Below are 12,449 nucleotides of genomic sequence, written 5' to 3' on the forward strand. Positions count from 1 at the left end.
TTACACAAACCTGTATCTGACAAGAAAATAACACCCAGGATAAACCAGACAACAAAAAAGGCAGGGTGATTCACATCACCTGCCTTGGCTGTTACATGGGTGACGCGCATCACCCTGGAATCGCACCAAATACCTGGGTGTCAGCGCAGTCCGGCAATGTAATCCGCCACCGCCTTGATTTCACGGTCATTGAGCTTGGCCGCGATCTGGCTCATCTGGAGGCTGTTTTGACGCAACCCATCCCGGAATGCGGTCAGTTGGGCCACAGCATATTCAGCATGTTGGCCGCTCAAACGCGGGTACTGGGCCGGAATGCCGGCGCCGTTGGGGCTATGGCAGCCAGCGCATGCCGGAATCTGGCGGTCAGCAATACCGCCACGGTAAATTTTTTCGCCCAACAAGACCAAATCCTTTTCCTTGGCGGCACCCGGCGTTGCTTTCTTGCTGCCCAGCCAATAAGCGATGTTTTTCATGTCGGCTTCACTCAAAGCAGCCGCCATGCCATTCATCACAGCGTTCTCACGTTTGCCAGCCTTGAATTCAGTCAACTGCTTGACCAAATACTCGGGGTGTTGCTGCGCCAGTTTTGGATTGACCGGTATCAAGGAATTGCCATCGGGCGCATGACAAGCCGCACAAACACCTGCAAAACTGGCTTCACCTTTGGCCAAATCTGGTTTGACAGGTGCAGCAACTTCCGCGGCAACACTTGAAAAAACAGCAGCAGCTAACGTGGCAGCAATAGTGAATGTGGCAATCAGCTTCATAAGTGGACGGGTCAGTTGATGGTGTGGGTAAACCTTGCAATTCTACAATGGCCCAAATTCACAGCGTGTACTCCATGACAAAACAACCCAGCCCAAGCGCATCAGCGCCATCCAGCCCCATCCAGCAAGCAGTATCCACGGTGTCCCCGTTGGTTGCTTTGGGCTGGCTCCATACGGCCAAATTTCTCACCACGGCGCCCCAATTGCATTTTTTGCCCCCTTTGGCGGTACCAGAGATTGCCTTTGTTGGCCGGTCCAACGCGGGCAAATCAACCTGTATCAATACATTGACGCAACAAAAGCAACTGGCCTTTGCTTCCAAAAAGCCGGGCCGGACCCAACACATCAATTTATTCTCCCTGGGCAAACAAGGCATGACCGATGCGGTGCTGGCTGATTTACCCGGCTATGGTTATGCGGCCGTGCCCAAACAGGACAAGATTCGCTGGCAACAGGTGATGGCCAACTATCTGGTGACGCGGGAAAACCTCAAAGCCATTGTGTTGATGTGTGACCCACGCCATGGCCTCACCGAACTAGACGAAGTTTTGCTTGACGTGGTTCGCCCCAGGGTTGAGGAAGGTTTGAAATTTTTGGTTATTCTGACGAAAGCCGACAAACTCACCCGGGCCGAGCAAAGCAAAGCCTTGTCGATCATGAAATTGCAAGCCGGCGGTGGCGAGGTGCGCTTGTTCTCGGCGACCAAGCGCCAGGGGATTGATGAGGTTGCAACGCTCTTGTGGCAATGGGCGCATCCTTCGTCGGCCTCCCCAGCCACAGCGCCAAGCCCGGACATTGGGCTTGAATAAGCCGCCTTTCGGTTCCATCAAAAGGGCAAAAGCCCTTTTCATGCATAGGGATCGGGCTCGCCCGGGGGCCGGTCTTTGAATCGCTTGTGCACCCAGTAATATTGCTCGGGCATGGCATCAATGTAGGTTTGCAAACGTGCGTTCATGAGCGCCGTGTCGGCCAGCACATCATCCGTCGGGTAAGCGGACCACGCGGGCAACACCTGGACGTCGTAACCTTGCGGTGTCAGTCTCGTCACCACCGGCACCACCTTGGCACGGCCCAGCCGGGCGAAGCGCGAAAGCGATGGCACGGTTGCGGCACTGACCCCATAAAACGGCACAAAGAGTGACTCATGCGGGCCAAAATTCATGTCGGGCAACAAATAGAGCGGATCACCCTGGCGCAAACTGGCAATGATCGATTTGACGCCATCCGCCCGCCCAAACAAGCGACACGAACCAAAGCGTTGGCGCCCCCGCAAAATCCAGGCATCTGCAGTCTTGTTGGCTTGATTGGTGTAGATGGTCGTGAAGTGTCGTGGCACTTGCTGTGTGAGCGCCGTCCACCCCGCATCCAGGCCCACAAAATGGGGCGCAAATATGACCACCGGATCGTCCCCAAGGAGTTCGTCTACCGCGCCGGACAACGTCAGACGCGCGCGTACCTGAGCGGGCTCGCCATGCCAAAGCCAGCCACGATCCAGCCAGGCTTGGGAGAAACGCACAAACACCCGGCGCGACAAGTCACGCACCTGCATGGGTGTCAGTTCCGGGAAACACAGGTGCAGGTTAACCTGAACGGCACGTCTGCGCGCGACCACGAGCCCATACAGCAGCCACCCCAGCAAGCAGCCCATGGCGCGGACCCAGGTCAACGGCAAATGCGTTAATCCACGCATCAAGTACAAAATAAATCGTGTCCCCATCATTGAACCACCCGATCAAGCCTGGCGTGGTTGCTTGTATCGCGCATAGCCCCACAAATATTGCTGTGGACATTGCAAAACCAGCGACTCCATGGCCTGGTTGACGGCCGTGACCGCGTCCAGCAAAGTCACCGGCAACTGTTGCGCCAGTGGTTGGACATGCACCCGGTAACCACGCCCCCGGCTCAGACGCTCTCCCCAGGCCAACAAAACAGTGGCCCCCGTTTGCTGCACCAATCGCACGGACAGAGTCATGGTATAGGCTTCACGACCAAAAAATGGCGCCATCATGCCCATGCCCTGGGGCGGCACCTGATCAGGCAACAGCCCGACCGCTTCCCCCTGCTTCAGCGCCTTGATCATTTGCTTGACGCCGGCGAGGCTGGTTGGCGCCGTCTGCAAGCCCGGTCTTTGACGTGATGCCATCACCACGGCGCGCAGCCATGCTTGGCGCGGCGGGCGAAACAGTACCGTCATCGGCTTGCCCTCCCGCCCGAAACGTTGCGCATACGCCTGGGCGGCGATCTCAAAGCAACCCAGATGCGGCGTCAAAAACACCAGCCCCTGTCTTTTCGCCAGCGCCGCCTCCACATGCTCGGCCCCTTCCCAGACCACTGGCACCGCTTGACCCAGCCATAAACGGGGCAGCTCAGCCACCAACTTGCCGCTCTGCGCGACGGCTCTGAGTTTTTGCTGCCATGACAAATCGGCCTGATTTGCATTGTCCAAAAAGCGCTTGCGGTACGCAGGTGAAACCACGAACACGAGCCAGCCCAGGAAAGTGCCGACGCCATGCAGCAACCACAAGGGCCAAACCGACAACAATTTAAAAACGGTGATCATGGGTGAGCTAAAATTATCCCGTCGCTGAGTTATGGAACTACTTGCAGGGCGACACACACGATAGCAGCCCATCCGGGTCGCCATTGTGCCTTGTCAAATCAATGACAAATCTGCTAAAGCGTTCGCCGAAAGCCCGAAAAGCCAAAGCAACGCACAAAGGTTGTTAACTTTTACCAAGAGGCTTTTTACCATGGCGAACGATTTTCTCTTCACCTCGGAATCCGTGTCCGAAGGCCACCCCGACAAGGTGGCCGACCAGATTTCCGATGCAATTCTGGACGCAATTTTCAAACAAGACCCAAAATCGCGGGTTGCAGCCGAGACCTTGTGCAACACCGGTCTGGTCCTGTTGGCAGGTGAAATCACCACCAACGCCACCGTGGACTACATCCAGGTCGCGCGCGACACACTCAAGCGCATTGGTTACGACAACTCGGATTACGGCATTGACTACAAAGGTTGTGCGGTACTGGTGGCTTACGACAAGCAGAGTAACGACATCGCTCAGGGCGTGGACCACGCCAGTGATGACCACCTGAACACAGGCGCCGGCGACCAGGGCCTGATGTTTGGTTATGCCTGCAACGAAACCCCCGAGCTGATGCCGGCGCCCATTTATTACGCCCACCGTCTGGTGGAGCGCCAGGCGCAACTGCGCAAGGATGGCCGCCTGCCCTTTTTACGCCCGGACGCCAAGAGCCAGGTCACCATGCGCTATGTGGACGGCAAACCGCACAGCATTGACACCGTGGTGTTGTCGACCCAGCACAGCCCGGAGATGAGTCTGGGCAACCGCATGACCGATGCTTTTTATGAAGCAATCCGCGAAGAGATCATCAAACCGGTATTGCCAAAAGAATGGCTGACGGCTGATACCAAGTACCTGATCAACCCCACCGGCCGTTTTGTCGTGGGTGGCCCGCAAGGCGACTGCGGCCTGACCGGGCGCAAAATCATTGTCGATACCTACGGTGGCGCCTGCCCGCACGGCGGTGGCGCCTTCAGCGGCAAAGACCCAACGAAAGTGGACCGGTCGGCCGCTTACGCCGCGCGCTATGTGGCCAAGAACATCGTCGCAGCAGGTCTGGCGCGCCAGTGCCAGATTCAGGTGGCCTACGCCATCGGTGTGGCGAAACCCATGAACGTGACTGTCTATACCGAAGGCACTGGCGTGATTCCGGACGAAGACATCGCCGCCCTGGTTCACCGCCACTTTGACCTGCGCCCACGCGGTATCATCCAAATGCTGGATTTGTTACGCCCGATTTACGAAAAAACCGCTGCCTACGGTCACTTTGGACGCGAAGAACCCGAGTTCAGCTGGGAAAACACAGACAAAGCCCAGGCCTTGCGCGCAGCAGCGGGGCTGTGACGGAGTTTGCGCACTGCAAAACAGACATTCAGCCTTGCTCAATAACCGTCAATAACCGCGCCCCACATCAACCAGTCCCGCCACCGGCTCACCGCGTCCAAGCGCCGCCATCTTGCCCACAATCTGCGCAATGCTGGTCTCGCGCAAGGTGCGCGCCGATGTGTGTGGCGTGATGGTGATTCTGGGGTGCCGCCAGAACGGGTGTGCCAAAGGCAGAGGCTCGGTACGAAACACGTCCAGCGTCGCACCGGCCAACTGGCCGCGGTTCAGTAATACCAGCAAATCGTCATCAACAAGGTGCGCACCGCGCGCCACATTGATCACATAGCCACCAGGCTGCAAGCGGCTCAGCGTATCGCGGTTCAGAATGTTGACGGTCTCCGCGGTGAGCGGTAGCAGGTTGACCAGAATACGGCTGGCCGCCAGGAACGCATTGAACTGCTCGGCACCATGAAAACCATGGACGCCGTCGAGTTCTTTGGCGGTTCGGCTCCAGCCATTCACCGGGAATTCAAAATGCCTCAGCGCCTGCGCCACGCGCTGCCCCAGCACGCCCAGGCCCATGACGCCGACAGGAAAATCAGCGCGCTGGTGCGACGGGTGCACGGTCCATCGGCCCTGGCTGGTGTCGGCCGCATAGAGATCAAGTTCGCGAAAGTGGCGGATCACCGCGTGGCACACATACTCGGCCATTTGCACCGCCATCCCGGCATCGTCAAGGCGAACGAAGCTGACTTCGGCTGGCAGGCGCAGTTTCAGCAGGGCATCGACACCGGCACCGATGGCAAACACGGCCTTGAGCTGCACCTGCTCGTCAAAGAACTGTTGCGGTGGTGCCCAGACCACAGCGTAGTCGGCCGGGCTTGCACCGGCTTGCCAGAGTTCAACCTCGGCCTGCGGCAAGGCGGCACGCAGGCCAGCCAGCCAGGGTTCCGGCTCGGTGCCGGTACAACAAAAAGTGATTTTCATGCCCTATTGCACCATCAATTTAAGCAGTTCAGCGCCCTCCACCACCTGGTCGCCCGGCGCATAGAGCAACTCTTCAACCACGCCGTCGATGGGCGCGGCAATGGTGTGCTCCATTTTCATGGCGTCCATGACGGCCAGCGCCTGACCGCGCTGGACCCTGTCGCCAGCCCTGACGGCAAACGACACCACCTTGCCGGGCATGGGCGCGGTCAGGCGGCCGACCTCAGCGGGCGCTTCGCCGGCGTGCAACAGCAGGTCAATGGCAACGATCTGCGTCGCCCCTTGCGCCGTGTGGATGTGCGCCACCTCGCCCTTGCGGTAGACCGTCACCAGTGCCCGCTGACCGGCAAAGCGCAGGTCGATACCCGCGGGCGTGGCGGTGAATTCCAGCGTACCGGCCAATTCACCCACCTTGAACGACAGCGCACCATCGTGCAGATAAGTCAGTCCCGCCTGCACCTGCGCGCCGGCAAACTCAAAGGCGAATCGGCGCGTGAAGACCCCATGGCTGCGCCAGCCGTCGGTCTTGCTGAAGGGATCGGCGCCTTCAACCGCGCGCTCGTCGAGCAGGGTTTGCGCCACATCCGCGGCCGCTGCCAATGCCAGGCCGACGCGCTCCTGGTTGAACAGGACAGCGGCCTCGCGCGGAATCAGCCCGGTGTCCAGATTGGCCTGGGCAAACGAGGGCGACTGCAGCACATGGCGCAAGAATTGCACATTGGTGGTCAGGCCGATGATGTGGGTTTGTGCCAGCGCGCCGTCCAGCCGCGCCAGCGCCTGTTCGCGGGTGTCACCATGCACGATGACTTTGGCCACCATGGAATCGTAAAACGGGCTGATGCTGTCGCCCTGGCGCACGCCGTCATCGAAACGCACCGCGCTGATGGCAAAACTGCTGCAGTCCGGTTTGCGGTAGACGTCCAGCGTGCCGGTGGCGGGCAGAAAATTGTTGTCGGGGTTCTCGGCGCAGATGCGCGCCTCGATGGCATGGCCGGTGATCCTGAGCTGCTCCTGCTGCAGCGGCAGCGCTTCGCCGCTGGCCACGCGCAATTGCCATTCGACCAGGTCCTGGCCGGTGATGGCTTCCGTGACCGGGTGTTCGACCTGTAGGCGGGTGTTCATTTCCATGAAGAAGAAATTCATCGACCCGTCTTCCCGCTGCTCGACGATGAATTCCACGGTGCCGGCGCCGACGTAGTTCACCGCGCGGGCCGCGGCCACTGCGGCTTGACCCATGCGCGCCCGCAACTCGGGCGTCATGCCCGGCGCCGGCGCTTCTTCGAGCACTTTCTGGTGACGCCGCTGCACCGAGCAGTCGCGCTCGAACAGATAAACATAATTACCCAAATTGTCGCCAAACACCTGGATCTCGATGTGGCGCGGACGCTGCACGTATTTTTCAACCAGCACCGCATCGCTGCCAAAACTGTTGATGGCCTCGCGCTTGCAACTGGTCAGGGCATCGGCAAAGTCCTGCGAACGCTCCACTGCGCGCATGCCCTTGCCACCCCCACCCGCGCTGGCCTTGATGAGGACCGGGTAGCCGATTTCATCGGCCTTGAGTTGCAGCAACGCCGGGTCCTGGTCTGCGCCATGGTAGCCCGGCACCAGCGGTACACCGGCACGCTCCATCAGTTGCTTGGACTCGGCTTTCAGGCCCATGGCCTGAATGGCCGATGCCGGCGGGCCGATGAACACCAGACCCGCAGCAACGCAGGCCTTGGCAAAGTCCTCGTTTTCGCTTAAGAAACCATAGCCGGGATGCACCGCCTGGGCGCCCGTGGCCTGTGCGGCTTCAATGATTTTTTCCCAGCGCAGGTAACTGTCCTTGGGCGCGCTGCCACCAAGGTGCACCGATTCGTCGCAGGCGGCCACGTGTTTGGCGTGGGCGTCGGCATCGGAATACACCGCCACGGTTTGGATGCCCATGCGGCGTGCGGTAGCAGCCACCCGGCAGGCAATCTCCCCACGATTGGCAATCAGGATTTTTGTGAACATGTTTGTCTCCGTAGGAATGAATCCAGCGTGAATGAATTGGAATCTGACTCCGATTAAATGAGCCAGTTGGGCTTGCGCTTGTGCAGGAAGGACTGCACGCCTTCCCGTCCCTCAGCGCTGGCGCGGATGCCGGCAATGCCTTCGACGGTATGGGCAATCAGGGCGGCATCGATGTCCTTGCCGGCCACGTCGTGCAGCAGGGTTTTGCATTCCTTGACGGCGTTGGGGCTGGCATTCACCAGCGCCCTGGTGATCTCCGCGACCTGTTCGTCCAATCGCCCGGCGGGCACCACGGCATGGACAAAACCGATGCGCAAAGCCTCGGCGGCGTCAAATCGCTCGGCGGTCAAAAAGTAGCGATGGGCGGCACGGGTGCCCATGGCACGCATCACATAGGGGCTGATGGTGGCCGGGTACAGGCCCAGCCTGACTTCGCTCAGGCAGTAAGCCGCGGCCTCGACGCTCACGGCCATGTCGCAGGCCGCCACCAGACCCATGCCGCCGGCATAGACGTCGCCCTGGATGCGCGCCACGGTGGGTTTGGGGCAGGTGTCAATGACGCGCAGCATCTCGGCCAGTTGCGCCGCATCGGCCAGGTTTTCGGCATGGCTGTAGTCGGCCATGCGGCGCATCCAGTGGAGGTCGGCACCCGCGCAAAAGGCCGGACCTTCAGCCGCGAGCACAATGGCGCGCACCTCAGGGTTCTGACCCAATTGGGTGAAAGCCAGTGTGAGCTCGGCAATCACCTCGTCATTGAAGGCGTTGCGCACCTCGGGGCGGTTCAAGGTCACGGTGGCACAGTGGCCGGTCAAGGAAGTCGAGAGGGATGGCATATCGTCCTCGCTCACATCCGGAACAAACCGAAGCGGGTGTCCTCAATCGGCGCATTCCGCGTTGCACTCAGGCCCAGCGCCAGCACGCGGCGGGTATCGGCCGGGTCGATGATGCCGTCGTCCCACAGCCGCGCAGTGGCGAAATAGGGATGGCCCTGGGTCTCATACTGGCTGCGGATCGGCGCCTTGAAGGCTTCTTCTTCCGCCGTGCTCCACTGCCCGCCCTTGAGTTCGATGCCGTCGCGGCGCACCGTGGCCAGCACACTGGCGGCCTGCTCGCCGCCCATCACCGAAATGCGCGCGTTCGGCCACATCCACAAAAAGCGCGGGCTAAACGCGCGGCCGCACATGCCGTAATTGCCGGCACCAAAACTGCCACCGATGATGATGGTGAACTTGGGTACCGCCGCGGTCGCTACCGCCGTCACCATCTTGGCGCCGTTGCGGGCAATGCCTTCGTTCTCGTATTTGCGGCCGACCATGAAGCCGGTGATGTTCTGCAGGAACACCAGCGGAATCTTGCGCTGGCAGCATAGCTCAATGAAATGCGTGCCTTTCAGCGCCGATTCGCTGAACAGGATGCCATTGTTGGCGATGATGCCGACCGCCATGCCCTCGATGCGGGCGAAACCGCAGACCAGCGTGGTGCCAAAGCGCGCCTTGAATTCGTCAAAGTCGGAGCCATCGACGATGCGGGCAATGATCTCGCGCACATCGAAGGGCTTGCGGGTGTCCACCGGGATCACGCCATACAAGTCTTCTGCGGCATATTTGGGCGCGACCGGTGCCTGGTCGGTGGCCACCACCGGCTTGCCCTTGTTCAGGTTTTTCACGGCGCTGCGGGCCAGCGCCAGCGCGTGCATGTCGTTTTGCGCCAGGTGGTCGGCCACGCCACTGAGCCGCGTGTGCACGTCGCCGCCGCCCAGGTCTTCAGCGCTCACCACTTCGCCGGTGGCTGCTTTCACCAGCGGCGGGCCACCCAGAAAAATGGTGCCCTGGTTCTTCACGATGATGGCCTCGTCGCTCATGGCCGGCACGTAGGCGCCGCCCGCGGTGCAGCTGCCCATGACCACGGCAATTTGCGCCAGACCCTGCGCACTCATGGTCGCCTGGTTGAAAAAGATGCGGCCAAAGTGGTCGCGGTCCGGGAACACCTCGTCCTGGTTGGGCAAGTTGGCTCCGCCCGAGTCCACCAGGTAGATGCAGGGCAAGCGGTTTTGCTGGGCAATCTCCTGCGCGCGCAGGTGCTTTTTCACCGTCATGGGGTAATAGGTGCCGCCTTTGACGGTGGCGTCGTTGCAGACAATCATGCAATCGACCCCGCTGACACGGCCAAGGCCGGCAATCAGGCCGGCACCAGGCGCACTGTCGCTGCCATCGCGGTCCGGGTACATGCCCCAGGCGGCGAGCGGCGAGAGTTCCAGAAACGGCGTGCCGGGGTCCAGCAGCATCTGCACCCGGTCGCGCGGCAGCAGCTTGCCACGCGCCGTGTGCTTGGCGCGGGCCGCGTCGCCACCGCCCATTTCCACCTGGGTGACTTTGGCGTTCAGGTCCGCCACCAGACCGCGCATAGCGGCGGCATTGGCCATGAAATCGGCAGAACGGGCGTTGAGTTGTGTCTCCAGAACAGACATGGCAGGCTTTCAGTGAATCAGCTAAGGCGCGCATTGACACACGATTGTGATGCGCCGAGCATAGAACGACAAGCGGGATATGGGCGGTCATGCTGGTTGCAAATCGTGCCATATTTGACGATACTTTGCACCATGACCGCTTCCCGCCACCGAATCCAGGACAAGCCGACCGCGGGCTTCCCGGGCGGCCCTGCCAGGTCACAGGCGCTCACACCGGTGGCCTTTGTCCAGGCCATTGTGCAAGCCTATGCGCAACGCGGAAAAGACCCGGCACAGGCCCTGCGCTCAGCACAAATCAAGCCAGAGTTTTTATGCGATCCTGCGCATCGGATCAGCGCCCTGCAAATGGAGCGCATCTCGGGTACGGCCATGCAGGAACTTGACGACGAGGCGCTGGGCTGGTTCAGCCGCCGCCTGCCCTGGGGCAGCTACGGCATGCTGGCACGCGCCTCCATCAGCGCCCCCAATCTGGGCGTGGCCTTGCAGCGCTGGTGTCGCCACCACGGCCTGATAACCGACGACATCCGTCCCCAGCTGACCCGCGCGGGCAGTCAGGCGACGCTGACCATCACCGAGCAAGCCGACCTGAAGGCCTTGCGCGAGTTCTGCCTGGTTTCGGTGTTGCGCAATGTCCATGGTCTGGCCTGCTGGCTGATTGACTCCCGCATTGCCTTGCAAGGTGCACAGTTTCCGTTTGCCGCGCCGGCGCATCGGGACGTGTACGGTGTGCTGTTTTCCGGCCCCACGGTGTTTGAGGCAGCCTGTGCCGCGATCAGTTTTGACGCGCGCTACCTGGAATTGCCACTCAGGCGCGACGAGGTCGCTTTGCGGCACATGCTCAAGCACGCCCTGCCCCTCACCGTGCTGCAGTACCGGCGCGACCGTCTGCTGGTGCAGCGGGTACGCCAGGCCTTGAGCACCCAGCCTGCCGACACGCACAGCGCCAGCGACCTGGCCGCGCTGCTGGCGATGTCACCGCGCACCCTGCACCGCCAGCTCAAGGACGAAGGCGCCTCATTGCAGACGCTGAAAGACGAGGTGCGCCGGCAGCGGGCACAAACGCTGCTGCTGCGCACCGACCGCCCCATCAAACAGGTGGCAGAAGCCAGCGGATTTCAGAACGAAAAGAGCTTCATGCGCGCTTTCAAGGGCTGGACCGGACAATCACCGGCGGAATTCAGGCAGGGCAGCGGCAGCGCACCTGGATCACCCGGCGGCTAACAGACCGGGCACATCGGCCATGCGGCGAAACACCTGATTCGCACCCGCCAGCAGCAGGGCGGCATCGCCGGCCGCTTGCGGACTGTAAGCCCACACCGTGGCACCGGCTGCCACGCCCGCCGTGACGCCGACGCTGGTGTCTTCAATCACCAGGCACTGATGACCCGGCACATTCAGATGCCCGGCAGCTGCCAGGTAGACATCGGGGGCCGGCTTGGAGCGCGGCATTTCGTGGCCGCTGAAAACCCGTCCCTCAAAGAAGCCCAGCAGGTCAACTTTGCGCAACTGCATTTCCACCTTGAAACGGTCCGCGCCCGACGCGCAGGCAATGCGTCCCTGGGTGGCAGCGTGCGCTGCCTGCACCGCGGCCCGCGCACCGGGAATCACTTCCAGCCCGGCGATGAGTGCCTGGTTGCGCCGCTGGTAAAAGCTATTCAGCCAGTCCTGCGTCAAGGGCTGGCCGGTACGCGCCTCGATCTCGGCGCGTTCTTCACGCACGGTCTTGCCTACGAAGTAGGCCATGCATTCGGCCTGCGTCATGAACCAGCCGGCTTCGGCCAGCATCTCGCGCAGCACCTGGTTGGTCAGGGGCTCACTGTCAACCAGCACGCCGTCGCAGTCGAACAAAATGGCTTCAAATTTCATCTCTTGTTTCCTTGTCCCGCACTAAGCCTTCGCCTGGCGACGCGCCTTGTGCTGTTCCATGGTTTCCACCGGTGCACCCTGCTTGACCCATTCGGTAAAACCACCGTCGATGTGCGCCACGTTGGTCATGCCCATGGCTTGCAAGGTCTGGGTCGCCAGCGCGCTGCGCCAGCCGGCACCACAAAACAGAATGTACTCTTTGGACTCATCGCCAAAGACCTGCTTGTAATAGGGCGAAGCCGGGTCCACCCAGAACTCCAGCATACCGCGCGGCGCGTTGATGCAGCCCGGCACCGTGCCTTCACGTTCAAGCTCGCGCACGTCGCGGATGTCAACTACCAGCACATGCGGATCGTCCAGACGCGCCCTGACTTCTTCGACCGAATAGGTCCTGACCTGGGCCATGGCCTCAGCCACAAGTTGCTGGTAGCCTTTGGTGATTGGCATGGG

At 61.0% G+C, this 12,449-nt stretch carries 12 protein-coding genes; 3 read left to right on the forward strand and 9 right to left on the reverse strand.

The features are described from left to right. Positions 1 to 140: 140 nt before the first annotated feature. Positions 141 to 767 (reverse strand): c-type cytochrome, encoded by a 627-nt coding sequence (locus NDJ10_RS02890; RefSeq protein WP_296159601.1) that lies wholly within the window; start codon positions 765 to 767, stop codon positions 141 to 143. 140 nt (positions 768 to 907) lie between these two features. On the opposite strand from NDJ10_RS02890, the gene yihA reads away from it, so the two are divergent. After that, positions 908 to 1,576 carry a ribosome biogenesis GTP-binding protein YihA/YsxC gene (yihA, locus tag NDJ10_RS02895; RefSeq protein ID WP_296159603.1) on the forward strand — a complete coding sequence of 223 codons (669 nt, stop codon included), beginning with the start codon at positions 908 to 910 and terminating at the stop codon, positions 1,574 to 1,576. 38 nt (positions 1,577 to 1,614) lie between these two features. Here yihA and NDJ10_RS02900 read toward each other — a convergent pair whose 3' ends face one another. Together NDJ10_RS02900 and NDJ10_RS02905 are read right to left on the reverse strand one after the other, a co-directional pair. After that, positions 1,615 to 2,487, reverse strand: a complete 873-nt coding sequence (locus tag NDJ10_RS02900; protein WP_296159604.1) for a lipid A biosynthesis acyltransferase — start codon at positions 2,485 to 2,487, stop codon at positions 1,615 to 1,617. Positions 2,488 to 2,499: 12 nt separating this feature from the next. Then, positions 2,500 to 3,327, reverse strand: coding sequence for a lysophospholipid acyltransferase family protein (locus tag NDJ10_RS02905; protein WP_296159605.1), 828 nt, complete (start codon positions 3,325 to 3,327; stop codon positions 2,500 to 2,502). Positions 3,328 to 3,517: 190 nt separating this feature from the next. Between NDJ10_RS02905 and metK the strand changes: the two genes are divergently transcribed. Then, positions 3,518 to 4,699, forward strand: a complete 1,182-nt coding sequence (gene metK, locus NDJ10_RS02910; RefSeq protein ID WP_296159606.1) for a methionine adenosyltransferase — start codon at positions 3,518 to 3,520, stop codon at positions 4,697 to 4,699. Between the two features lie 48 nt (positions 4,700 to 4,747). On the opposite strand, the gene NDJ10_RS02915 is transcribed toward metK, so the two are convergent. Genes NDJ10_RS02915 through NDJ10_RS02930 form a run of 4 tightly spaced genes read right to left on the reverse strand, consistent with a single transcriptional unit; the run spans position 4,748 to position 10,133 of the window. Next, positions 4,748 to 5,668 carry a glyoxylate/hydroxypyruvate reductase A gene (locus NDJ10_RS02915; protein WP_296159607.1) on the reverse strand — a complete coding sequence of 307 codons (921 nt, stop codon included), beginning with the start codon at positions 5,666 to 5,668 and terminating at the stop codon, positions 4,748 to 4,750. Positions 5,669 to 5,671: 3 nt separating this feature from the next. Beyond that, on the reverse strand, positions 5,672 to 7,666 hold the full coding sequence (locus tag NDJ10_RS02920; protein ID WP_296159609.1) for an acetyl/propionyl/methylcrotonyl-CoA carboxylase subunit alpha: 1,995 nt from the start codon (positions 7,664 to 7,666) through the stop codon (positions 5,672 to 5,674). 53 nt (positions 7,667 to 7,719) lie between these two features. Beyond that, the gene (locus NDJ10_RS02925) at positions 7,720 to 8,499 is read right to left on the reverse strand and encodes an enoyl-CoA hydratase/isomerase family protein (protein ID WP_296159610.1); all 780 of its coding nucleotides are present in this window, start codon (positions 8,497 to 8,499) and stop codon (positions 7,720 to 7,722) included. Between the two features lie 11 nt (positions 8,500 to 8,510). After that, positions 8,511 to 10,133 (reverse strand): carboxyl transferase domain-containing protein, encoded by a 1,623-nt coding sequence (locus NDJ10_RS02930; protein WP_296159611.1) that lies wholly within the window; start codon positions 10,131 to 10,133, stop codon positions 8,511 to 8,513. Positions 10,134 to 10,265: 132 nt separating this feature from the next. Here NDJ10_RS02930 and NDJ10_RS02935 point away from each other — a divergent pair, with 132 nt between their 5' ends. Then, positions 10,266 to 11,354 carry an AraC family transcriptional regulator gene (locus NDJ10_RS02935; protein WP_296159612.1) on the forward strand — a complete coding sequence of 363 codons (1,089 nt, stop codon included), beginning with the start codon at positions 10,266 to 10,268 and terminating at the stop codon, positions 11,352 to 11,354. Here the strand turns inward: NDJ10_RS02935 and NDJ10_RS02940 are convergent. Both NDJ10_RS02940 and NDJ10_RS02945 read right to left on the reverse strand, forming a co-directional pair. Beyond that, the gene (locus tag NDJ10_RS02940; protein WP_296159613.1) at positions 11,340 to 11,999 is read right to left on the reverse strand and encodes an HAD family phosphatase; all 660 of its coding nucleotides are present in this window, start codon (positions 11,997 to 11,999) and stop codon (positions 11,340 to 11,342) included. The two genes, NDJ10_RS02935 and NDJ10_RS02940, sit on opposite strands and share 15 nt — an antisense overlap. A 21-nt stretch (positions 12,000 to 12,020) precedes the next feature. After that, entirely contained in the window at positions 12,021 to 12,446 is a 426-nt protein-coding gene (locus NDJ10_RS02945) for a rhodanese-like domain-containing protein (RefSeq protein ID WP_296159614.1), read from the reverse strand. Positions 12,447 to 12,449 lie beyond the last annotated feature (3 nt).

The organism is Rhodoferax sp., assembly GCF_023700745.1.
Classification (GTDB): Bacteria; Pseudomonadota; Gammaproteobacteria; order Burkholderiales; family Burkholderiaceae_C; genus Rhodoferax.

Excerpts from the sequence above, each read along its gene's own strand:
- NDJ10_RS02890 (WP_296159601.1), bottom strand. The coding sequence starts at position 767 with ATGAAGCTGATTGCCACATTCACTATTGCTGCCACGTTAGCTGCTGCT.
- NDJ10_RS02900 (WP_296159604.1), bottom strand. The coding sequence starts at position 2,487 with ATGATGGGGACACGATTTATTTTGTACTTGATGCGTGGATTAACGCAT.
- NDJ10_RS02905 (WP_296159605.1), bottom strand. The coding sequence starts at position 3,327 with ATGATCACCGTTTTTAAATTGTTGTCGGTTTGGCCCTTGTGGTTGCTG.
- metK (WP_296159606.1), top strand. The coding sequence starts at position 3,518 with ATGGCGAACGATTTTCTCTTCACCTCGGAATCCGTGTCCGAAGGCCAC.
- NDJ10_RS02915 (WP_296159607.1), bottom strand. The coding sequence starts at position 5,668 with ATGAAAATCACTTTTTGTTGTACCGGCACCGAGCCGGAACCCTGGCTG.
- NDJ10_RS02920 (WP_296159609.1), bottom strand. The coding sequence starts at position 7,666 with ATGTTCACAAAAATCCTGATTGCCAATCGTGGGGAGATTGCCTGCCGG.
- NDJ10_RS02925 (WP_296159610.1), bottom strand. The coding sequence starts at position 8,499 with ATGCCATCCCTCTCGACTTCCTTGACCGGCCACTGTGCCACCGTGACC.
- NDJ10_RS02930 (WP_296159611.1), bottom strand. The coding sequence starts at position 10,133 with ATGTCTGTTCTGGAGACACAACTCAACGCCCGTTCTGCCGATTTCATG.
- NDJ10_RS02935 (WP_296159612.1), top strand. The coding sequence starts at position 10,266 with ATGACCGCTTCCCGCCACCGAATCCAGGACAAGCCGACCGCGGGCTTC.
- NDJ10_RS02940 (WP_296159613.1), bottom strand. The coding sequence starts at position 11,999 with ATGAAATTTGAAGCCATTTTGTTCGACTGCGACGGCGTGCTGGTTGAC.
- NDJ10_RS02945 (WP_296159614.1), bottom strand. The coding sequence starts at position 12,446 with ATGCCAATCACCAAAGGCTACCAGCAACTTGTGGCTGAGGCCATGGCC.